Here is a 23023-nt window from a genome sequence, read left to right as displayed (position 1 = left end):
ATGCTAGGGATGGGGTTGATTTTTAATAAAATGAGAATTTGTGAAACCGAAATACAAGATTTGAGAAACAAGGTCCTGGATTCTTGGCTCTTTTATCGCTTAGTTGGATCTAGTAAACGTTTTCACTGGCGTTTGCCGCTATTAGTGCTGGGATTAAATTTTTTGAATTTAATCGCCTGCGTATTTGAGAACTCAGTAATAATTGAAGGTAATGGTGTTGGCTTCTTTGAAGACTATGGACGATTGAGCCATGTACTCTTCGTTTTAATATTTTCATTTTCGATACCTGCAATGTTAGAAAATTACATTCGCTTCTTTGGCTGCCTAGAGCGTGATAGTTTGGAAGGGACGGTATTTCAATCTCTTTCAAAGAAGGCACATGCGGAAATGAAACAAGAATACATGAGGACTTTTACTATTTTAAGCGCTCGGAATGGTTCGTCGAATCGGTTGATTTCTGTTGTTCAACTTAGCTATGTATTGTTAGTTATCACCGTAAGCTACGGTGCTATGGTGACATGGCCATCTGAAATTGTTAGCCATGTGCTATCCCCGATGCAATACCCAATTTCTCATATTGCATCGATCATATGGGGTATATACGGATGGGGGCTTCTACTTGCCGCTTGCTTGACTATAGGAAGTGTGCTTGTGTTTAAGACAGTAAAACTAACCAAAATTGCGATTGAGAATAAAGGAATTACGATCATTCCTGCAAGTCCTGATGGAGCTGGAGGATTGCGCTTTTTAGGTTCAATTTCGTATTGTTTTTTTTGGGGTGGGTTTTCTCTAGCACCTTTCGTCGTTGGCGCTTATTTTATGCCGGATATTGGTTTAAGAATGGATATATGGTTGCCAATTTACCTACTGATATTAACGTTTTGCGTTTTTTATCCTCTACATCCAGTCTACGCTGAAATGAAGAGGCGTAAATACGAAACTATGCAGGAAATAATCGAATCCTATAACGCGATGTATCTTGTATGGGAGTGGAAGGAAATCAAGCAGGTCGGAAGTGGCTCGGAGGTTCTTCGTGATATGGAGAATGCGAAAAAAGAATATGATCGAGCTCGACGTATGCCAGTTTGGCCCTACGATTATCGCTCAATAATCAAAATTACCACGTTGGTTTGTATCCCCATCATTGGATTCGCTTTTGATGTCATTCAGAATGAAAAAAACATTCTCAATGTAATGTGGAGTGTTCGCCAAAAAGTGATTGAACCCAATGCCGCTGTTGTGGTTTTCCCTTCGAACGTTTCAAGTGTATTATTAAATGGTGATTGTGTGTATACGGGTGATGTTGCGCTTTCTCAAAATTATAATTCTCCAATTGAGATTAATTTTCCTGTCGAAAAAGATGGTTACTATCGAGTAATAGTGAATTGGTCAGATGGAACTGTTTTAGAAGAGATTCATGAGCTAAAAATAAATTCTGAACCATTGCTTTTGATGTATAATAGGTAAATTTACTGATAAATATAATATGCTATTATGAGAGTCTTACTTACTTCTCATGGATCAACTGGTGACGTGTTTCCTGTTATTGCCTTAGGTAAGGCTCTGGTGGAGGCGGGGCATGATGTTCGCTTTGCGTGCGTAAAGCTGTTTCAAAATGAGGTAGAGAGAGCAGGCATTACGTTTGTTCGTATGCCGCCCGATTGGGATCAGAGTGGTTTCGCCGAAGCAATGCGTGAGTTGACGAACGCTAAGAATCCTATCGATTTAATGAGGATTATCTATTCCGAGTCCTTACCTTTTTTAGAGGAGATTCTGGGTATTCTTATTGCGGAGTTAGAAGACGCAGACCTGTTTGTGTGTAGTTATTTATTTTCTCATATGACATCTTTAGCGCGTGCCCAAGGAGTTCCTGGGGCAGTTGCCACATTTTCCCACCACGTGGTTCCCTCTCCTGCTTATCCTCCCGATAGTTTACCCAGACTTTTGGTATGGCCATCATCTATCCGCAAGTTTTGGAATTGTGCACTATGGCGTATTGCTGATGCTGCAGTTTGTTGGCAGATAAACAGGGTTGTTGGAAGCTGTTTAGACCGTCGTGGCATATCTCGTGCAAAAAGCTTTCTGCTCAATCCGGGAGATAAAGCGCTTATTATGGTATCGCCAAGTCTATTCAATCCAGGCAAACAATTGTGGAATGATGCTTTTGTTTACACTGGTTACTTGCGGTGGCAATCTCCTGAAGATCTGGAAATACAGAGAAAGCTCGAAACATTTTGCCAAGGTGAATTTGTTCCAATATTAAATTTTGGAAGTGTTACTTTCCCTAATGCTCGTAAAGTCATGACCCGCTTTATGCGAAATTGGCCACAGGGTAAAAAAATTATTATTCAATCAGGTTGGGCGGGGCTCACCATTGAGGAACCACGTGATTGTATGTTGTGCATTGGATCCGTCTCTCATGACCAGTTATTTAAGTATGCCTCAATGGTGATTCATCACGGAGGAGCTGGCACGACTGCTAGCGTGCTACATGCTGGAGTGCCGCAGATAATAATTCCACATATTGGCGACCAATGGTTTTTTGCTGGTGAGGTCGAAAAACTGGGGGTTGGGTTTGGCATCAAACGCAAATCTTGGCCAGAGAAATTACCTGTGGCGGTTGGTAAACTCTACCATAAAAAGAAGTATGCTAAGCGCGCAAAGGAAGTTGCGCAAATATTAGCTTCAGAGAACGGACCGGCAACTGCCGTGTCGGAATTGATGGAACTAGTAAGAACAGCTAGTGATAGTAAATAGGCCTTTGACCATTATAGAGTGAGCGGCGTAAAGCTATTATCTGTTAATACTCAGTTGGATGACATCCCTAAGGCTTTGTACATCCTTGGTGAAGTGCTTGAAGATTGCCAGTCGACGATTGTGGACTATGGTCAACTTCATCGTGAGCGAACTTCCTCGAATCTACTTGGCGCGGCATGGTGAAACGGCGTGGACGATTAGTCGTCAGCACACGGGGCGAACGGACTTGCCGCTGACTGATGGTGGTCGCCGTGAAGCCGAGCATGTGCGCCAACGCTTGGCAGACCGCTGCGAAGGCCGTGACTATTGTCCCTTGCCCGAGCATGTGTTTAGCAGCCCGTTAAAGCGCGCCTACGAAACCTGCGCCATCGCGACGAACCGAAAGCAGATTGATACTTGGGACGATTTGATGGAGTGGGATTACGGCGACTACGAAGGGCTGACGACAAAAGAAATACAGGCCGGTAATCCCAATTGGAATATTTTCAAGGATGGTTCGCCGGGGGGAGAATCGATTGACGACGTAGGCGCCAGGGCCGATCGCGTGGTTACGCGACTAAGAGAGCTTGCTGCGCCGGAGGCGTTTGTCTTTTCTCACGGACATTTTTTGCGCGTGGTGATGGCGCGTTGGCTGAGGCAGCCCGTCTCGGCCGGGGCGTTTTTCGTTTTATCCACTGCGGCAGTGGTGGTGCTTGGCTATGAGCACGACCTCGACGAGCCGTGCATTCGCTTTTAGAGATAACATGAAGCAGCCGGGTCCTGAACAGGCTCAACTCGGCAATCTATGATAGCTCTAGCTTGGCATGGCCACATGGGCCTGCAAATCGATGGCGGTGGCAAATCCTCTGGTGAGTATAATTTTCATTATTTCCGCAGAACGACCAGTCTTACCGATAAATGCCTTGTGGAATTTCACTGGGAAGCAGATGAATTCCAGTAAGGCAAGGCGCATGTCGTAAAGCGCTTCTTCCCAGTAATAATCCGTGACGCCTTCGGCGACCAGCGTGGCGTGCCAAGCGCGAAGGATTTCGATCTCATGTCCGCGACGTTGCTCGGGCAGGGCGCTGGCGGCCATGAGGCGGGTGATGTCATAGACGCCCATTCTACGGGTGGCGAGCTGCCAATCGAGGATGATGACTTCGGTTATGGCGCCTGTTTCGTCGTATATCAGGTTATCTTCGCGGAGGTCGCTGTGGACAATCGTTCTGGGGCGATGCTCGATTTCGTTAAATAACCATGGAATGTGCTCTTTCATGCGGCGCCCGAGTTCTTTGCCTTCCTCGGGAATCAAGTGGCCGAAATGCTCTTCCATAGAGTCCCAGTTTGCAGCGTAGTCTTTCTCGAAATGGTCGGATTCCGGCATCCAATCCAGTTGTTCCAGTGCGTCATTATTCCAAAATTTCGCCTGTAGACGGCCCACGATTACAGCAGTTGCTAGAACGAGATCAAGGCTCATGCCTTTTAGTTGATCCCCTGGACGACAGTAGGAGAGGTCCTCCATGATAATGGTCATGTTGGGGGGCTCTGATGCGGCATAGTACATCTTCGGCAAGCGAATGTCGATTTGGGGCGCGACGTCGCGATAGAATAGAATCTCCCGCTGGAAAGCGTGCATTTCCTCGCCTAGCTCACGATGCTTGCCAGGCTTTGGAATCACTTTTATAACAACCGCCTTGGGCGCGTCTGGCTCAGGTTGGTCATAGGTCAAACCCAGCCAGGCGACTACGCTCAGAAAACCCACATTCTGCCCCAGGATGCGACTTTCGATTTGGATGATCGTTGCGTTTTGAATGGCGCCGCTCTCTCGGAGGGCTTGTGTCACCCATTCCGGAGTGATTTCCTCGATTGTTTCAGGGACGGGAAGACTCATACAGTAAGCAAGTTGGCTGTTGCAACTACACAGGCCAACTACCGATGCAGCAACCTAATTATGCCTGCAACGTGCGAAGCTCGTAGACCGCAGGGCTTTTTTCATCTCCCAGAATTATCTCGTTCACTTGCTTGGTCAGGCGGCAAACCAAAGCGCCGTCATCTTGATGCAAACGCTTGCCGTTGACAATGGTGCCACGCCTGGTTTTGCGATCTCGAATCCAGATCGCGCCGTCTTCTTGCTCAATCGATATGTGATTCTTAGCGACTTGGCTGGGATCTATGTTGATCAGTGAAAGATCGTTTTTCTGAAGGATGTCTGTCCCGTTATTGCCGGAGCGGCCAATGCGGAATGGAAACTTTGAGATTGGAACGCGCGGTGATGGAATCGAACGCTTGGCCAAAGGGGACATTGGAATGAACACGAGCCCTGTGCCAATGAAGCGACTGTTGCTGCGCTTGGGCAATGCCGACACGCCATTGCCATTGGCTTTTTCAGTGAGCTTCTGAGTGAGGTCAAAAATCTTCTCATTGGAAGTGCGCAGGCGATCAATCAGACAGGCAAGGTAGGGCGCCAACACGACTGGATTCGTGAAGAACGTTTCGGTGAAATCGCCCGGCTCCATGATTTCCAAATCGCAATCTTCCAACACAGAGGCAGTTGCGGACCGTGGACTCTCATCGATCATTGCCATCTCACCAAAAATATCCTCCTCACCCAATGTCGCCAGAATCAAGTCTTTGCCATTGCCATGATCGATGCCAATTTGCACCTGGCCGGAGACAATCCGGTAAACATCTTGTGATTCATCTCCCTCTCGAAAGATAACAGACCCCGCAGCATAGCGTCTTCTTTCCATAATTAGGCCTTTTAGCATACTCCGTTGCTTGGCTACAACTCTTGGGATGGCCTTTTAGACCCTAGAAAGCACCGGAAATTCTGACTAAGTTAATCCGTCTTCACCGCTTGGTTAGCTGCTATCATGACTTGCCATTATGCGGACTTCGGCTATCGTAATAGCTTGATGGCTGATTCTACAAAATGGTGTTCTTTACTGCGAGAGACACGTGACCTGAGCGAATGCAAATCATGTCTGGCTGACTTCTTGCGTGATGCCTCCACGCCTGAAGGCGCTGTTGCGGACGCGCTGTTGGCTGCAGAAGAAATCATCATCAATGTGCTGCAGCACGCCTCTTTGCCAGAGGGCGGGGTTATCGAGCTCAGCTGTACGGTGCGAGGATCCGTCTTGATGACAATCGTTGATCCCTGTGCGCAATTTAATCCACTTTTAGAAGTCCCCCAGCCTGACTTGGCTGCAGATGACGCTGTGCGAGTGGAGGGCGGTTTTGGCTTCTACATTGTGCGGGAAATCGCCGAGAGCATCGAATATAATCGACGCGGTAATCGAAATGTCCTAAGCGTTAAGATGCCTGCTTTCTCTACTATATCATCATGACATTACAAATCGATTCCATCGAGCTATCGAATGGTCGCATCACCTGCTTTCTCAATGGTGAACTGGACTCCAATTCTGCGCCTGAGTTTGATCAGTACGTGCAGGATAAATTTGGACCAAAAATCAAAGCGGCTGCACTTGATCTTAAGGACTTGTCATACATCTCCAGCGCCGGGCTCCGCTCTTTCGCGAAGCTGCGTCGTGAAATGACTGCTCGTGGTGGACAGGTGGTTTTCGCCAATTTATCGCCACAGGTAGAGAAGGTATTCGACATCGTGAAAGCGATACCGTTGCGCGAAGTTTTTCAAAGCACAGAAGAGATGGACGCCTATTTAAAGAACGTCCAGCAGGGTGTTTAGAGGTTATCTGCCGCGCTACACCGGCTCGAGTTCGTAGCCATCTTTGCTATCGAGGACTACCCAGCCGGCATTTTGAATTTCGGCGCGCAGGGCGTCGGCCGTGGTGAAGTCGCGGCTTTGTTTGGCCTCCCAACGCTGTGCTGCAAGTTGAACAACGTGTTCCGGCGCTTCGGTTTTAGGAGCTTCCGGAGTCGTAAATAGCTCCAAGCCCATGCAGTAAAGCAAGCCAGCCAATGACATCAACTGTCCCGTAATCGCGCTCTTTTCGTAAGCGGGGTCATTCAAGTCGCTGATCGTGCTGAAGATTTCGCCCAAGGCTCCTGGAACGTTCAAATCGTCGCAGAGGTTTTCCCACGCGCGTACGAACATACCGGTCGTCGCAAGGGAAGTTGGCTGACCGCAAATTGCGCGAAATTCCTCTGGGCTCATGCCAACTATTTCCAAAATCGGTCGCACTGCCTTTTCGAGCTTGGCCATGGCGCTGGCGGCAGCTTTCAATCCGTTGAAGGTAAAATTGAGCTGGGAGCGGTAGTGCCCATTGATGAGTACGTAGCGGACTGCCATCGGGGAGTGTCCCTCTTGAGCAAGCTCTTCCAGAGTGTAAAGATTGCCCAGGCTCTTGGACATCTTTTTGCCTTCGACCATGAGGTGCGCGTTGTGGAACCAGTGGTGGCAGAATGGCCGGTTGCCGTTGGCTGATTCGCTCTGTGCGATTTCGTTTTCATGGTGAGGAAAGCACAGGTCAACACCGCCTCCGTGGAGGTCGAAACTGTCTCCCAGGTAGGCAGTGCTCATGGCCGAGCACTCAAGGTGCCAGCCGGGGCGACCAACGATCTGCTCGCCAGTGTCGGGGTGTTTGGGCCCGGGCCATTTGTTGTCGCCATCTTCTGGCTTGTGCGCTTTCCAGAGGGCGAAGTCGCTCACCGATTCGCGTTCGTACTCGTCTGCGTCGTTAACTTCGCCCGCACTGTTTTCGTTTTGCGTTTGCAGTTGAGCACGGTCCAGATGGGAAAGTTCGCCATAGTGCTCGCAGGCGCAGACTTTAAAGTAAACTGACCCGTCACCGCCAACATAAGCAAAACCGCCCGAGAGCAATTGCTCCACCAGCGCGACTTGCTCTGGAATGTGTTCCGTTGCGCGCGGTTCGACATGGGGAGGGAGGCAGTTCAGCGCAGCGCAATCAGCGTGAAATTTCTCCGTCCACTTTTCGGTGAACGCCTTGAGTGTTTCACCGAGCTTTTGGCTGGTGCGAATCGTCTTATCGTCGACGTCGGTGATGTTCCGCACGTGCTTGAGTGCGATGGGCGTCTGGCTAGGATCGGTGTGCGCCAGAAAATCGGTTTCGATTACGCGTCGCAGCACGTCTTGCACTACGAAAGCGCGAAAATTGCCGATGTGCGCCGGGCCATAGACCGTGGGACCGCAGCAGTAGAACCGGTAGGTTTCACCGTCCGAGGGGACGAGCGTTTTCCGGCTGCGGGTGAGCGTGTCATGTAGTTCTATGGCCATGGTGAACGGTCTAAAACATCCAATTCCGTCACCGATTCAACCCCAAATCTTATCAATACCCCATGATATCGTCATGATCATCGCGTTTAGCTAAGGTATCACTTGTAACGGTTCGGGGGCACGAGTTGTCTCTTTGGCACGCGTAACCACATTTTGCAGCTAGCTCTTTAGTGAATACAGATCGTAGCGTGTCTCATTGCTTAGTGTCATAAGAATCTCGCAAACTCATATAACGCTGCGCCGCCTCTTGAAATTCTCAGCTTGCGGTTCCTAGAGTTATTAACCCAAACTTGTGCCATGTTTGGGATTTTTAGGACCATTTTGGCAACGTTTGTGGTAGTTGGGCATTTATTTGGTCCAAAGTTTCTTGGGATGTATGCCGTATTCGGGTTTTATGTATTGAGTGGATACTTAATGACCTTTGTTATGCATAACACATATGGATACAGTAGGGCGGGTCGTTATGATTTTTATATTAATCGATTTCTTCGTATTTACCCTACTTATTGGTTTTCGATTATTTTAAGTTTAGCTATCATTTTTCTATGGGGTAGCATTTCCGGGTTGAAAAATAATTTATATCCTCCTGGGGATTTTTTTGAATGGTTTCAGAATCTGTTTTTAGTGTTCTCAGTAGATAGTGAGCCGAGGCTTTCTCCCGCTTCGTGGGCGCTGACTGTAGAATTGTTTTTCTATGTAATGATTGGTTTGGGTTTATCTCGAACTCGCGAGATGACTAAGATTTGGTTTATACAGAGTGTGATTTACACTGTGTTCCTTCTGATCACACTGCCTTCTGACCTATGGTATGACCGATATTTTCCTATTCCTGCTGCAAGTCTACCTTTCTCCATTGGCGCTATGCTATTTCACTATCGAGAAAAAATTGACCGAGTGAAATTTATTAAATTTCCTCTGACTCCAGTTGTTTTAATGATAGCTATATGTCTAAATTTTGCGTTTTCGTATTTTATACAATACAAGATATTTGATAACTATATGATGGGTGCAGGATTATATGTAAATTTATTACTCATGATCCTTGTTGTTGTTAGCCTTAATGAACAAAAACCAGTTGGATGGCTAAGGAAGGTGGATGTGTTTGTTGGGAAATTTAGCTACCCAATGTATTTATGCCATTGGCAAGGGGCTGCAATGATTTATCTGATTTCGGGGCAAGAGCTTAGAAGGTCATATCTAACAAAAGATGGACTTGTATTCCTTGTTCTGGGCTATTGTTCGGTGCTCATTATTAGCTACATTGCGATAAAGTTGATCGATGAGCCGGTTGAACGCTGGCGTAGAAAGTTTAAGCGAAATGCAAGCGCCAAAGCGGGCTAACCGATTACGTTTGCTGGCCTTAGCAGTGCTTTTGCGGTAGATTCTCGTAGACGTTTGGACTCCAACGCCATCACTACAGATAAAACTAGCCCCACCACGAAGGCGCCGCCAAAGATGTAGAGGCTGATCGCGTAGCTCTGCGTCTTTTCGTAGACGAAGGCGCTGAGCATGGGGCCGACTACACCTGCCGCAGCCCAGGCCGTGAGCAGGTTGCCGAGGATGGCCGAGAGCTGCTTGACGCCGAACACGTCGCCGATGAAGGCGGGCATCAGCGCGAAGCCGCCGCCGTAGCATGAAATGATCACGCACACCGCGGCTTGGAAAAGGATTGGCTGCGAGATCTGTGGCAGCGCAAAGAAGATGCCGAACTGCAGCACGCAGAATATCCCAAACACGCCCGCGCGGCCGAGGTAGTCACTCAGCGCGGACCAGCCGATGCGGCCGAGGCCGTTGAAGAGTCCCATTAGACCGACCATCGTTGCGGCGGCTTCCGGTGAGAGGCCCGCGATCTGTTGAGACATCGGTGAGGCGGTCGAGATCACCGCGATGCCACAGGTAATGTTGATGAACAGCATCGACCACAGGAAATAAAAACGGCGCGTGCGCAGGGCTTCTTTCGCGGTGAGTTGCACGGGGTCTTCGCGGACGACTTTCTTCTTCTTACTTTGCGATGCAGAGTCCATGCCCGCTGGCGCCCAGCCTTCGGGAGGCGGCGCGAGGTAGCGCGAAGAAGCCATCATTATGACGAAGTAGGTGATGCCGGCGCCGATGAACGTTGCCGGGATGCCGAAGCTGTGAATCAGCAGGACAAAGATTTTGCTGGCAAAGAGCGCGCCGAAGCCAAAGCCCATCACGGCCAAGCCGGTCGCGAGCCCGCGTCGGTCGGGAAACCATTTAACCAGCGTCGAGACCGGGCAGATGTAGCCAATGCCGAGGCCGATGCCCGCGATGACGCCGTAGCCCAGATAGAACATCCAGATCTGCGCCTGCTGCACGGCGACGCCAGCCAGGATCAGCCCGAGTCCGTAAAACACCGCCGCGATCTGACCGCTGAGTCGCGGGCCCATCTTCTCGACCTTCACGCCGAGAAACGACGCCGACAAGCCGAGCACCAGGATCGCGATGCTAAACGACCACGCCGTCTGCGACGGCTGCCAGCCAACGGCCTCCAACAGCGGTTTCTTGAACACACTGTAGGCGTAAACGCTGCCAATGGAGACGTGCACCCCCATCGTCGATGCGGCAATGAGCCAACGGTTTTTGATCTTATCCATTTTGATTTCTAAATGGTTTGTATCTTGAATCGGATAAAATTGAAATAGCTGAAATAAGGTAGCGCGGATCGTCCCCGATCCGCAAGCAGCGGCTGTAAGCGCCATCGGTTCGCATTAGGCGCAATGGCGCAACCCGCTTTCGCGAACCTATTGATTCATTTCACCAATCCTTGCGGATCGGGGACGATCCGCGCTACCTTTATTCGTTAATTCGGCGTCTCGCTTACCGTGCCTCAACCCCATGCCGGGCGAAGATGGCCCGGGCGGTTTCGACCTGCTCCCGCGTGGGAGTCGGTGTGTTGGACAGGTTGTAGGTCAGGCCGGTGTGCTCGTATTTGTGCTCGCCCATTTTGTGGAAGGGCAGGATCTCCACCCGGTCCACGTGCTTGAGCGTGGCGACAAACTTGGCCACCGCCTCGATGTTGCGCTCGCTGTCGGTCAGGCCGGGCACGAGCACAAAGCGGATCCACATAGATTTACCCAGGGCATCGAGCCGCTGGGCAAAGTCTAAAGTCGGGGAAAGCTGCACGCCGGTGACGTTTTTATACGTGGAGGAAAGCCCGCTCTTAATGTCGAGCAGGACGAGGTCCACGTGCTTCAAGAGTTCATCGGATGCGCGCGCGCCCAGGAAGCCCGAGGTGTCGAGCGCCGTGTGGATGCCCGCTTCTTTAGCTCCCTTGAAGATCGCGTGCACGAAGTCAGCCTGCATCAGCGGTTCGCCGCCACTGATCGTCAAGCCGCCCCGCTTGATAAACGCCTTGTAGCGCTTAACGTCGGCCAGGACCTTCTCCGCCGTGGTGATGTCGCCCTTCGGCTTGCCCTGGGTTTCCGGGTTGTGGCAATACTGGCAGCGCAGCGGGCAGCCGCGCGTAAAGACCACATACCGTAGGCCCGGGCCATCGACGGCGCCGCAAGTCTCGATAGTCTCGACGACGCCCTCGGTGTCAGGTCCCGGGACCGCGCCGGGCATGGTTAGCTCGGTCGCGGCCGCATTGGTGAAACTGCAGTTCGCATACATGTCTGCCTCCTTTCGGGACACAGTCGCCTGCGGTTAGAATGAGCCGTGGAAGGTGCGGTTGATGAGGTCGATCTGTTGCTCTCGCGTGAGCTTGATGAAGTTCACGGCGTAGCCCGACACGCGCACGGTCAGCTGCGGATACTTCTCCGGATGGTCCATGGCGTCCTGGAGGGTTTCGCGGTCGAACACGTTCACGTTGATGTGGTGGCCCTTGTTGGTGAAGTAGCCGTCCAGCAGGTCAACGAGGTTGTTCACGCGCTCGCCGTCGTCCTTGCCCAAGGCCTTGGGAACGATGGAGAAGGTGTAGGAAATGCCGTCCTGGCTCTGATCGTAAGGGAGCTTGGCTACGGAGGACATCGACGCGATGGCGCCGTTGCGGTCGCGGCCGTGCATCGGGTTGGCACCCGGTGCGAAGGGCTCGCCAGCCTTGCGGCCGTCCGGCGTGTTGCCAGTCTTCTTGCCGTAAACGACGTTGGAAGTGATGGTCAGGATCGACTGAGTCGGCACCGAGTTACGGTAGGTCGGCTGCTCACGAATCTTGTCCATGAAGGTTTCAACGAGCTTGCAGGCGATGTCGTCCGCGCGGTCGTCATTGTTGCCGTAGGCCGGGTATTCGCCTTGAACTTCGTAATCACAGGCCAGGCCGTCTTCGTTACGGATGACTTTGACCTTGGCATACTTCACGGCTGACAGCGAGTCAGCAGCGACGGACAGGCCCGCGATGCCGCAAGCCATGGTGCGGAAGATCGTGCGGTCATGCAGCGACATCATGAGGTGCTCAGGGCTGTATTTATCATGCATGTAATGGATGATGTTCAGCGCCTTGACGTAGGTCTTGGCGAGCCAGTCCATCATGCGATCGAACCGCTGAGTCAGGTCTGTGTAGTCGAGATATTCGCCCTCAAATGCGGGAGATGCCGGGGCGACCTGGTTGCCACTCTTTTCATCAACGCCGCCATTAATTGCGTAAAGTAGAGCTTTGGCGAGGTTGGCGCGGGCGCCGAAGAACTGCATTTGCTTGCCGATGCGCATGGCGGAGACGCAGCAGGCGATGCCGTAGTCGTCACCCCAGTATGGGCGCATGAGATCGTCGTTCTCATATTGGATCGAACTGGTTTCGATGGAAATCTTCGCGCAGAAATCTTTAAACGTCTGCGGCAATTTTTCCGACCAGAGAACGGTTAAATTGGGCTCGGGGGAGGGGCCGAGGTTCCGCAAGGTGTGAAGCATGCGGTAGCTGCTTTTGCCAACGAGTGGCCGACCATCTTCACCCACGCCGCCGATGCTTTCGGTGACCCAGGTCGGGTCGCCGGAGAACAACTCGTCATAGTCAGCGGTGCGGATGAAGCGCACGATGCGCATCTTCATGACCAGGTGGTCGATGATTTCCTGAATGCCTGCCTCGTCAATGGTCCCTTCCCGCAAGTCGCGCTCGAAGTAGATGTCGAAGAAGGTCGAGGCGCGGCCAAAGGACATCGCTGCGCCGTTCTGCTCCTTGACTGCGCCGAGGTAGCCAAAATACGTCCACTGGACGGCTTGCTGACCAGTTTGCGCAGGTTGGGAAATGTCAATGCCGTAAGCGGCGGCCATCTTCTTGAGCGCTTTTAAGGCGCGGACTTGATCCGCAATTTCTTCGCGCTCTCGGACCCACTCTTCGGTGAATGCTTCGTCCTGCATGGTCTGGATCAGCTCCTGCTTATCCGCAATCAGACGATTTACACCGTAGAGGGCGACGCGGCGATAATCGCCGATGATTCGGCCCCGGCCATACCCGTCGGGGAGGCCAGTCACGATACCAGCGCTCCGGGCGGCGCGAATGTCGTCAGTGTAGGCGTCGAAAACGCCGTCGTTATGAGTCTTGCGATGCTTCAGGAATGTATCCGCTGTTTCCGGATCAATCTCGCGTCCGTGGGCTTGAAGCGCTTTGGCGGCGATCCGCAGTCCGCCGTAGGGCAAGAGTGCGCGCTTGAGCGGCTTGTCCGTCTGGAGACCGACTATCTGCTCCAACTCCTGCACGATGTAACCCGCGCCGTGCGAATCGACTTTGCCAACGACTTTATCGTCGGCGTCGAGGACGCCGCCAGCAGCGCGTTCTTGTGCGAGTAAATCCTTCAGCGCATCCCAAAGCTTGAGTGTCCGCTCTGTTGGTTCGCAGAGAAACTCGTCACCGTCGAGATAAGGCGCATGGTTTTTCTGGATGAAATCACGGACGTCGATTGAGTCCGTCCAATCACCCGGCGTGAATCCCCGCCATGGCGAGGAGGAACCTGATACCACTGCGTCTTTGGACGCCACTTCGTTGCCTAACCCTGTTTTCATTGGTCCTATTGTAGTCAAATAGGCGGCTTCGGTCGAGCAACTGCTCTGGACCTACATCCCCCTTCTTTAGTAGATGTTTAAGACAATAGGTAATTTGGCTTTATATTCGAACTTTTAATATAAAAATGTCTAATAATAAAATTTTCTTATGGGTTGGATTTCATGGCGTCATATGATCTGTATCGCCAGATACGAAAAAGGCCCGTATTTAACGGGCCCTTTCAAAATGAGGTAGTGGACGAAATTAACGCAGTACGCGGATGTTATCAGCCGTAATTTCAATGGGTACGCCGCCTTTGATCCGGCGGAGAACGCCCTGAATTTCAACTTTCTCGCCAAAGTAGCTTTCCAGCTTACCAAATACTATGGTGTCCTCGACTTTGACGTAAGCGATGGTGTCGTCATTGGCGTCGACTAAACGATAGCGATAGTCGGAGCCGAAAATGCGATCCCATGATGATATGGGGACGAATTTTCCCTGAACGTAGCGGGCCACGCTTTGTGACATTGGGCGGATACCAGACGTGACCGGCGCATTGATTAGCGTTTCCTGCATCTTTACTTCTTGCAAGACTGGTGGGGCGCCTGCGCCATTGGACGCCTTCGCCTTGCCCACTGCTCCAGCTGGAGCTACCGCCGCAACGCTGCTTGGGCCTGAAGAGTCCATGCGAAAGTAAGCCGGCGCCTCGCCCTCAAAGTAAACGGTGGCCCATCCGTTTTCGACACGAGCTACTTCGGCTTCGTCGCCATCCAGAATGACAGCCAGCACTGGGCTTCCTGTATCCGCGCGCAGGTAAGCTTTTGACCCGTTGCGAACTATTTTGCCTGCTGATACGTCGGATGCCTGCACATGGCCGACATACTTGCCCGGGTATTGGACGAACATCCAGCCTTGCCCTGCGCCGGAGCCATCGAGAAGCGGGCGGGGCTCCAAGTCGTTCAGCTCTTCCAGATCCTCCTGAAAATACACAGTGCCATTGATGTCAGGCTCCAGGTATATGTTCATCATCCGGTCTTGGGCCTGAAGGGATAGCGACGCCAACAATGCGCCAATAAAAAGCATGAAACGGGTCTTAAAGATCATCGGTATTTATCGTAACGACTATTTTGAAAAGAGAAAGTCCAATTCGCGTTTTGTCACTTCACGAACCCCACCTCGGGGGATGCCCTTCATGGGTAAATTGCCCATTTGGAAACGCTCGAGCTTATCCACAAAGTAGCCGAAGGCTTCAAACATGCGCCGGATCTCGCGCTTGCGGCCTTGTTCGAGGTGCACTTCCAAGCGTCGCTCGACGTCCGGCCCATGCGTCGCCATGACGATTTTCTTCGCCTGCAGGAAGTCGCCATCGCGTTTGACGCCCTTGATTAGTTTCGGAATCAGCGTGGTGTCGAAGTTGCGGCTAAGCTTCACGCGGTAACGCTTCACCACGCCTCCTGAGGGGTGGGTGATGCGTTGAGCCAGATCGCCGTCCGTAGTCAAAATCAGCATGCCTTCACTTTCTTTGTCCAGACGACCGCAGCAAATGAGCTTTTCCGTCGCCAACTCTGGAGGCATCAGGTGGTAGATGGTTTTGCTGTTATGGGGGTCGTTGTGGCTGCAGATGACACCCTTGGGCTTGTTCATCATCAAAATCCAGCGCTTGAGCTTACGGGCGTTGACGCGCTGCCCCTCGACTTTGACGATGTCTTTGCCGGTCACGACTTTATCGCCGAGTTGGGCGGTCTTACCGTTGATGGACACGACGCCTTCCTCGATCAGGGTCTCGGCCTTGCGACGCGAGCAAAACCCCTGTTCGGACAAGTATTTCTGCAATCTGATAGCTTCGGGCTCTGGCATGTGAAACCGCCTATTCATCAGGGCAAACTGCCCTGGGCGCAAGCGATTTATGCGCTGTGCGCTTGCATGAGAGCTAAAATGTCGCAGCTTTGCCGCATGCGATGTTGGATGCAAACCCTGTTGATATTCTCGCTTGCGTTCGCCGGGGCGGGGGGTAGCGCGTTGCTGCATCCGCGTCCGGAGCCAACACAACTTGTGGAAGACGAATGGATGCGCACTGTCGAGCAAGTCGTCACGATGGATGATTTCCTCTGGGTTGATGCGCGCACTCCCGACGTTTTTGCCGAAAAGCACATCGAAGGCGCTGTTAATGTCTCCCTGCAAGACTGGGATCATGGTTTTGGTGAAATGCTCGCGCAGTGGTCGCCCGATGCGGCCATTGTGGTTTACTGTGATGGCGAAGGTTGCGAACTGAGCAAGGAGGCTGCTGCCAGATTGCGTTCTGATCTGGGAGATGACCGGGTGTATTGGCTCTTTGGGGGAATTGAGGCTTGGGAGGAGCATTCCAAGCAATGAAAGCCTTTGCGCATGTATTGGCAATCTGTGTGGGGGGCTTTTTCATTTGGACCAGCGTTGGAAAAATTGCAGATCCGGTCGAATTCTACCGGAGTATATTGAATTATCAATTGCTAGGCGAAAGAATGGCTTGGTGGGTTGCCCTGTTTCTTCCCTGGCTTGAAGTATTTGCAGGTTTAGGGGTTATGCCGCCTTTTACACGGAAGGGTGGTCTGTTCTGGCTCGTGGCGATGCTTACTGTGTTCATTACGGCCTTGCTATCTGCCTTGGCGCGTGGGCTCAATATAGACTGCGGTTGTACCGGCGGCGCGGGGAGTTCGGTAACTTTTGCCCTCGTCCGTAACTGCTTCCTGCTTGCGGCTTTGACTGGAGTTTATTTACTGGATATTAAATCGCATAAAAAAATCTCATGAAGTATCTGATCCTTTTCTTTAGCCTCCTTGCCACGCTGGTCCTGAATGCCGAGTTGGTATTTGAAACGACTAGTGTGGATGGTGGTGTGGCCAAACTCGGAGAAAAAGAATTCGTTGCAAAGTTTCCGTTCAAAAACACTGGCGATTCCACGATCACCATTCTCTCAGCTAAATCGTCTTGCGGTTGCACGGTGCCGGCCCTTGCTAAGAAGGTCTATGCTCCTGGTGAATCAGGCGAAATTACAGCGACTTTCAGCTTTGACGCTCGAACAGGGCATCAGCAAAAGACGATTTCTGTGATCACCGATAGCGAGCCCAAGCGGGCGACATTGCGGCTGGAGATTACCATTCCGGAAATTATGACTATCAAGCCGCGGGTGGTCTTTTGGAATGTTGGGAGTGAGCCTTTGGAGGCAAAGCAATTTCAAGTTGTGCTTGGCGAAAATGTTGAAGCAGATGTGCGTTTGATCGGGGGCGACAATCCTGAAGATTTTAACGTGACGATTGTTCGCGCGGAAAGCGGCGTCGGTGACTACACCGTCACCGTTGAGCCCAAAGTGGAAAAGCCTGGGCGTGCGAAATTCAAACTCGGCGCCTTCGATGCGAATGACAAACTGTTGGCTGATTCCTATGCTTTTGCCATCATACGCGTAGCAAGGACTTCAGGTAAGGAGCTGTCGGGCAAGCAGCTTGCTCCGCAAGCCCCTTAACGGCGCCTTGGTAGAGTATTTTGCCACCACCGTCGCCACCTTGCGGGCCGATTTCCACGGCATAGTCTGCTTCAGCGATTAGGTCTAGATTGTGTTCGATCACGATGACTGTATGGCGCTGATCGACGAGCCGATGCAGTAGTTCGATCAGGCGTTGGCAGTCGCTCAGGTGCAGTCCAATTGTTGGCTCTTCCAGGATGTATAGATTGCGGCGCAGGATGTTGCGCGACTTCTCCTTGAAGCTTGGTAAGCCAGCCGCCAGCTCACTGACTAGCTTTAGACGCTGCGCTTCGCCACCAGACAGGGTTGGACTGCTTTGCCCAAGCGTCAGGTAGCCAAGACCGGTTTCGACCATGAGCTGCATCAAGTCGCTTAAGCGTGAGTGAAAATCGAAAAATGCCGCTGCTTCTTCAAAGGTCATGTCGAGTACGTCGGCAATGTTTTTACCGTTCCAACGTAAATCGAGCATCTCTTTCCCATAGCGCAGGCCTCCACATTCGTCGCATGGTTGGTAGCTGTTGGGGAGAAACGCCATCTCCAGCTTTATGCGGCCGGCGCCTTTGCAGGTTTCGCAGCGGCCTCCCTTGGTGTTGAAAGAAAAGGCGCCAGGTGTTAGTCCACGCATCTTGGCTTCCGGCAGGGTCGCGAAAACATCTCGTATGATATCGAAAGCGCCAATGTAAGTAGCTGGCGTTGACCTGGGCGTCTTGCCGATCGGCGCTTGGTCGACCTCAATTACTTTACGGAAGGCATTGCCGTCATAGAGTTCTTTAAATGCACCAGGAGTGGAGCAAAGCGTACTTTTCTTGGGCAGATCTTTTGGCGTCAATTTGCGATTGTTTTCGCCGATTGCCGCATCAACAGCCGGGTGAAGCAGGTCGCGGAACATCGTGCTTTTGCCAGCGCCCGACACCCCGGAGACCATGATGAGCCGCTCAAGCGGCAATCGTAATTCACCGCCCTTGAGATTGCGCAGATTCGCTTCACGCAAAACCATCCAGCTCGGCTCTTTGGGGCGGGAGCGCACGCTCCATTTTTTGGGCAATGTTCGATAGCTGCCTCGGAGAGGGTGGGGGATCCCCTCGCGCAGCAATCGCCCAGTCAGACTTTCCTCCGCCTTGGAGATTGTCCGGTAGTCGCCCTGCGCAAGTAAACGCCCGCCGTTGACTCCCGCGCCTGGCCCTAGGTCGATAATGTTATCTGCTGCGCGCATCGTCTCGTCGTCATGCTCCACGACGAGCAATGTGTTGCCGTTGTCGCGAAGTTGATGCAGCGACTTGATCAGGTCGTCATTGTCGCGTGCATGTAAGCCTATCGACGGTTCATCGAGGACGTATAAGACACCAGCCAGATTCGAGCCCAACTGCGCTGCGAGGCGAATACGTTGCGCTTCGCCCCCGGAAAGCGTCGCTGTCGCGCGGTCAAGCGTCAGGTAGCTAAGACCCACGCGGTCCATGAACTTGAGCCGCTCGGTGACTTCCGGCACGATCTCCGCCGCGATTTTCTTTCCGCGCGCGTCAAGCTTCAGGCTAACCAGAATGGTCAGCAGTGCAGAGGGGGGGAGGGCCAGCAATTCCGGTAAAGAAATGCTGTCCGCATCATGGGCGCAGTACTTCTTTAGCGTGGCTTTTTTCACTGGCGCACGAACCGCACGGGCGATTGGGTTCAAACGCTCGCCTAGGCAATCGGGACAATCTTGACCGCCGCTGACATCGTCGGGAATTTCCTCGTAGTCTTCGTGGTCGAGCATCCAATCATGAATGACGCCATGCCCGCGGCAGGTTTCGCACCAGCCTTTGGGCGAGTTCCACGAGAAGTGTTTCGGGTCGAGTTCGGGGAATGCCTCTCCAGTTGCCGGATCGGTTCGGCTGGTCGAAAACCACGCTAAAACTTCGCCGTTGTCCGACAGCAAAAAGCAAGAGCCTTTGCCGAGCTTGAGCGCCTCATCGAGGTAGCCTGCGGCTTTTTCGGCGCGCACGGTGGGCTTGCCTAAAGCCAACGCCAGCTCGATATCGTGTTCGCGGTAACGGTCAAGCTTTTCGAATTTCGCAACCTCGACGAGCTTACCGTCACAGCGCAAAAGTTCGTAGCCATGGTCTGCCGCCCAATTGGCCAGTGGCTGATGATGTCCCTTGCGCGAGCGGATCAAAGGCGCGCATAAGTAGAGCGCCTTTGCCTTTTTCGCTTCGGGTGAATCGATGGCGCTGGCCAATCGTTTTTTAATCGACGCCATGCTTTGCGCGGCGACTGGTTCGCCCGTGGTGGGGCTGTGCTGTATGCCTACTTTGGCAAAGAGCAGGCGCAGGTATTGGGCGACTTCAGTAATCGTTGCGACAGTCGATTTGCGCGTGCCACGCGTGATGCGCTGCTCGATGGCTACGGTGGGGGGGATGCCGCGCAGGTCGTCAATGTCAGGTCGCGGCAATTGCTCCACGAATTGACGTGCATAGGACGACATCGATTCGAGGAAGCGGCGTTGGCCTTCAGCAAAAATAATGTCGAAGGCAAGTGAGGATTTGCCGGAGCCTGAAACGCCGGTCACAACGTTGAACACGCCATGTGGAATCTTCACGTTCAGGTTGCGCAGATTGTGTTCGCGCGCGCCTGACACGATAACCGCCGTTTCGCTGCGAGCTTTCGGCAAAGGTTCTGCGGCTTCCAGCGATTTACTTTGCGTTGCAAAGTCTACGATGCGATCATTGTTAAGCTCAAGCGCTTCACGAAGATATGGGGCGGTCTCAGTTTGCTTTTTAGACGCTTGGGAGGGCGTGCCTTCGAACACGATTTTGCCGCCTTTGTCACCGGCGCCAGGGCCCATTTCGATGAGCCAGTCTGCGGCGATTATCATGTCCAACTGATGTTCGATGACCACAAGGCTGTGGTTGTGCTCAACAAGTTTTTGCAAGACAGCAATGAGTCGCTTGACGTCATCCCGGTGGAGTCCGGTGGTGGGTTCGTCAAGTAGCAGGAGTGCCGGGAGTTCCTTTTCCTGATCAAACCCGCTCAAATATTTTACGAGTTTCAGGCGCTGGGATTCACCGCCGGACAAGGTGTTGAGCGGTTGCCCAAGCGGCAAGTAGCCGAGGCCCACATCGGTCAGCGCCGCCAGCTTGTTCTCTATTTTCTTTTGGCCTTGGAAAAATAGGCGCGCATCTTGGACCGTCAGGCCGAGCACTTGGTCGACTGATTTTTCTTTCCAGCGAATGGCCAGGACTTCTGGCTTGAACCGCTTCGATTCACAGACAGGGCAGGGCACATAAACGTCGGATAGGAATTGCATTTCCACGCGCTCGAATCCGAGCCCCTGACAATGCTCACAGCGGCCCTGGCCCGAGTTGAATGAGAAATGAGAGGCGGTCAGGCCATCTTGGCGGGCTTGTTCCGTGGCGGCAAAGAGATTGCGAATGCCGTCCCAGGCATCGGCGAAGAGAGCGGGGTTTGAGCGTGGCGTCTTGCTGATGGGAGACTGGTCGACAAGCACGATGTCGCCAAACAACCCTTCGCCCGTTATGCTCTTCACGGCGGCTGGGTTTTCACTTACTTTGCCACGCAAAGTTAGCACTCCCTGGTGGATGACGTTGTCGAGCAGCGTGGATTTGCCTGAGCCGGAGACACCGGTCAACGCCACGAAGCGACCCAGTGGAACATTCAAATTAACCTTTTCGAGGTTGTGTTTGCACGCGCCTCTGATCGCAAGTGACGGTTGCTTCTTGCTTACTTTGCGGCGCGCTGTAGGCGGTGTGATCGTCTCCTGGCCGGAGAGATATTTACCGGTGATGCTCTCCCGAGCGGTCGCGATTTGTTTGGCGGGTCCGGCATAGACTACGCGACCGCCGCCACTGCCCGGCTGAGGACCAATTTCGACTAACCAATCTGCTGCGCGCATCACAGACTCATCATGTTCGACGACGACCACTGTATTGCCTTGATTAGTCAGGTTTCTCAGAATGCTGACTAGGCGGTCGATGTCGCGTGCATGTAGGCCAATGCTCGGCTCATCCAGTACGAAAAGCGTGTCTACGAGTGATGCTCCCAGGCATGAAGTCAGGTTGACGCGCTGTGCTTCGCCGCCGGACAAAGTGCGGCTTGTGCGATCCAGAGTTAGGTATTCCAGGCCGACTTGCGTCAGGTAATTCAGTCGCGTCAGAATGTTATCCAGTGCGAGCTGGGCAGGCTTGTTTACATCTTCGAATTCCGGCGCTGCCTTGATCAGATCATAAAGCTGTCCGATTGGCATTTGGTAAAGGTCAGGCAGCGTATGCCCTCGCCATTTCCAATTCAGCGCATCGGGGACGAGCCGCGAGCCGTGGCAATCTGGACACTCGGTGTAGCTGCGGAAGCGTGAGAGAAACACCCGCACGTGCATTTTATAGGTGTTGCCTTCAAGCCAATCGAAGAAACGCTTCACGCCGTACCAGGCTTTGAGCCATTCGCGATTACCCTCGCCGTAACCGCTTTCTCCATTGAGCACAAAGTTACGATGCTCGTCGCTGAGCTCGCGCCAAGGTACGTCCATCGGCACGCCATGTTTTTTGGCGGCTTTTTGCAGGTCTCGTAATGATTCGCTGTAAACTTCACCCTGAAATGGTTTGATCGCGCCCTCGGCCAAAGTGAGCGTTTCATCGGGCACTACGAGACGGTAGTCGATTTCAATAACGCGGCCAAAACCCCGGCAGCGTGGACATGCGCCGACTGGAGAGTTGAAGGAAAACAGGTTCGGGGTGGCGGGTGAAAAAGTCTGCCCGGTCATCGGCGAGTGCAGGCCTTCGGTGAAGCGTTCCATTGCTTCCGGACGGTCGCCAGCCAGCACACCAAGCAACAGCTCGCCCTGACCGAATTTAAGTGCAGTCGTGGCGGCGTCGATGAAGCGTGAGCGCTGGTTTGGCGTGAGCTTTACTTTGTCGACAATAACGGCGATTACAGCGTCCGTGGCCAGCTTCTCAGCGTCGATCTCATTGATGCGAGTAATGGTGTCCTGATGCAGGATGCGGGTGAAGCCCTGGCTCGAAACGGAATCCAGTATTTGCTTCCACTTGAGCTTGCCGGGACGGGTGACTTCAAACATCACCAGTGCAGACTCGCCATTGTGCGCCTTGTGCCCCGCTCGCCAAATGCTCTGCGGGTTGTCGTCTTGGATCGGTTTGCCGCTTGCCGGATCGATGAGCTGACAAACTTGGCCGAACCAGACTTTGAAATAGTCACACAGCTCAGTCATGGTGCCGACCGTGGAGCGCGACGTTTTAACCGTGTTGCTTTGGCGGATGGCGATGGATGGGCGGATGTTTTCGATGGAGTCGACCTTGGGGCGGTCGAGCATTTCGAGGAATTGTCGCGTGTAGGGGGAGAATGTTTCAACGTAGCGGCGTTGCCCCTCGGCGTGGAGCGTATCAAACACAAGAGAGCTCTTGCCGGCGCCGCTTAAGCCTGTGACGACGATCAATTGCCCCAAGGGCAAATCGAGGTCTATGCCCTGTAGATTGTTTTGGCGGGCGCCGCGTAAGCGGATGGTCTGAGCGTCGGGGAAATGCATAAACCTTCACTATTTGACAGTTTTTGAAATAGTGCAAGTCTGCGCATTAAAATAATTTCAGCCAGGTCCTAGCAACCTCCAGTTTCACATCATCATGAGTTAATAAAAGCGCAG

Annotated in this window: 18 protein-coding genes; 9 read left to right on the top strand and 9 right to left on the bottom strand. The window is 52.6% G+C overall.

Translation table 11 applies throughout. The annotated features are described in order from the left end of the window. Nucleotides 1–30: 30 nt before the first annotated feature. From RBB63_RS06890 to RBB63_RS06880, 3 genes are all read left to right on the top strand, one after another. Nucleotides 31–1467, top strand: a complete 1437-nt coding sequence (locus tag RBB63_RS06890) for a hypothetical protein (protein ID WP_309382461.1) — start codon at nucleotides 31–33, stop codon at nucleotides 1465–1467. Nucleotides 1468–1494: 27 nt separating this feature from the next. Continuing rightward, nucleotides 1495–2757 (top strand): glycosyltransferase, encoded by a 1263-nt coding sequence (locus RBB63_RS06885; RefSeq protein WP_309382459.1) that lies wholly within the window; start codon nucleotides 1495–1497, stop codon nucleotides 2755–2757. A gap of 142 nt (nucleotides 2758–2899) precedes the next feature. Further along, the gene (locus RBB63_RS06880; protein WP_309382457.1) at nucleotides 2900–3493 is read left to right on the top strand and encodes a histidine phosphatase family protein; all 594 of its coding nucleotides are present in this window, start codon (nucleotides 2900–2902) and stop codon (nucleotides 3491–3493) included. Between the two features lie 57 nt (nucleotides 3494–3550). Here RBB63_RS06880 and RBB63_RS06875 read toward each other — a convergent pair whose 3' ends face one another. Together RBB63_RS06875 and RBB63_RS06870 are read right to left on the bottom strand one after the other, a co-directional pair. Next, entirely contained in the window at nucleotides 3551–4627 is a 1077-nt protein-coding gene (locus RBB63_RS06875) for an oxidoreductase family protein (protein WP_309382455.1), read from the bottom strand. A 58-nt stretch (nucleotides 4628–4685) separates the two neighbouring features. Continuing rightward, entirely contained in the window at nucleotides 4686–5486 is an 801-nt protein-coding gene (locus tag RBB63_RS06870; protein WP_309382453.1) for a cyclic nucleotide-binding domain-containing protein, read from the bottom strand. Nucleotides 5487–5651: 165 nt separating this feature from the next. On the opposite strand from RBB63_RS06870, the gene RBB63_RS06865 reads away from it, so the two are divergent. Continuing rightward, complete coding sequence (locus RBB63_RS06865; protein WP_309382451.1) at nucleotides 5652–6083, top strand: ATP-binding protein; 432 nt, start codon at nucleotides 5652–5654, stop codon at nucleotides 6081–6083. Continuing rightward, on the top strand, nucleotides 6080–6442 hold the full coding sequence (locus RBB63_RS06860) for an STAS domain-containing protein (protein WP_309382449.1): 363 nt from the start codon (nucleotides 6080–6082) through the stop codon (nucleotides 6440–6442). The genes RBB63_RS06865 and RBB63_RS06860 overlap by 4 nt, the downstream gene beginning before the upstream one ends. 15 nt (nucleotides 6443–6457) lie before the next feature. On the opposite strand, the gene cysS is transcribed toward RBB63_RS06860, so the two are convergent. Further along, a complete protein-coding gene (cysS, locus tag RBB63_RS06855) occupies nucleotides 6458–7951 on the bottom strand; it encodes a cysteine--tRNA ligase (RefSeq protein ID WP_309382448.1) in 1494 nt (497 codons plus the stop codon). A gap of 297 nt (nucleotides 7952–8248) precedes the next feature. Here cysS and RBB63_RS06850 point away from each other — a divergent pair, with 297 nt between their 5' ends. Next, a complete protein-coding gene (locus RBB63_RS06850; protein ID WP_309382446.1) occupies nucleotides 8249–9292 on the top strand; it encodes an acyltransferase family protein in 1044 nt (347 codons plus the stop codon). Here the strand turns inward: RBB63_RS06850 and RBB63_RS06845 are convergent. The 5 genes from RBB63_RS06845 to RBB63_RS06825 form a co-directional block, all read right to left on the bottom strand. Next, nucleotides 9289–10566, bottom strand: coding sequence for an L-lactate MFS transporter (locus tag RBB63_RS06845; protein ID WP_309382444.1), 1278 nt, complete (start codon nucleotides 10564–10566; stop codon nucleotides 9289–9291). The genes RBB63_RS06850 and RBB63_RS06845 overlap by 4 nt on opposite strands. 223 nt (nucleotides 10567–10789) lie before the next feature. Continuing rightward, a complete protein-coding gene (gene pflA, locus RBB63_RS06840) occupies nucleotides 10790–11584 on the bottom strand; it encodes a pyruvate formate-lyase-activating protein (protein ID WP_309382443.1) in 795 nt (264 codons plus the stop codon). A gap of 33 nt (nucleotides 11585–11617) precedes the next feature. Next, nucleotides 11618–13903: a formate C-acetyltransferase gene (gene pflB / locus RBB63_RS06835; RefSeq protein WP_309382441.1), complete on the bottom strand. Its 2286-nt coding sequence runs from the start codon at nucleotides 13901–13903 to the stop codon at nucleotides 11618–11620. 244 nt (nucleotides 13904–14147) lie between these two features. After that, nucleotides 14148–14987 (bottom strand): SH3 domain-containing protein, encoded by an 840-nt coding sequence (locus RBB63_RS06830; protein ID WP_309382439.1) that lies wholly within the window; start codon nucleotides 14985–14987, stop codon nucleotides 14148–14150. Nucleotides 14988–15005: 18 nt separating this feature from the next. Continuing rightward, on the bottom strand, nucleotides 15006–15740 hold the full coding sequence (locus RBB63_RS06825; RefSeq protein WP_309382436.1) for a pseudouridine synthase: 735 nt from the start codon (nucleotides 15738–15740) through the stop codon (nucleotides 15006–15008). Nucleotides 15741–15848: 108 nt separating this feature from the next. On the opposite strand from RBB63_RS06825, the gene RBB63_RS06820 reads away from it, so the two are divergent. Genes RBB63_RS06820 through RBB63_RS06810 form a run of 3 tightly spaced genes read left to right on the top strand, consistent with a single transcriptional unit; the run spans nucleotide 15849 to nucleotide 17379 of the window. After that, entirely contained in the window at nucleotides 15849–16256 is a 408-nt protein-coding gene (locus tag RBB63_RS06820) for a rhodanese-like domain-containing protein (RefSeq protein ID WP_309382434.1), read from the top strand. Then, nucleotides 16253–16669, top strand: a complete 417-nt coding sequence (locus tag RBB63_RS06815) for a MauE/DoxX family redox-associated membrane protein (RefSeq protein ID WP_309382432.1) — start codon at nucleotides 16253–16255, stop codon at nucleotides 16667–16669. The genes RBB63_RS06820 and RBB63_RS06815 overlap by 4 nt, the downstream gene beginning before the upstream one ends. After that, nucleotides 16666–17379 carry a DUF1573 domain-containing protein gene (locus RBB63_RS06810; protein WP_309382430.1) on the top strand — a complete coding sequence of 238 codons (714 nt, stop codon included), beginning with the start codon at nucleotides 16666–16668 and terminating at the stop codon, nucleotides 17377–17379. Before RBB63_RS06815 ends, RBB63_RS06810 begins: the two co-directional genes overlap by 4 nt. Here the strand turns inward: RBB63_RS06810 and uvrA are convergent. Then, entirely contained in the window at nucleotides 17312–22909 is a 5598-nt protein-coding gene (gene uvrA, locus RBB63_RS06805; RefSeq protein WP_309382428.1) for an excinuclease ABC subunit UvrA, read from the bottom strand. The two genes, RBB63_RS06810 and uvrA, sit on opposite strands and share 68 nt — an antisense overlap. Nucleotides 22910–23023: the final 114 nt, after the last annotated feature.

The organism is Cerasicoccus frondis, assembly GCA_031296915.1.
Lineage (GTDB): Bacteria > Verrucomicrobiota > Verrucomicrobiia > Opitutales > Cerasicoccaceae > Cerasicoccus > Cerasicoccus frondis.
Note: the sequence above shows the minus strand (reverse complement) of the source record. Positions and strands in the feature narration are given on the sequence as shown.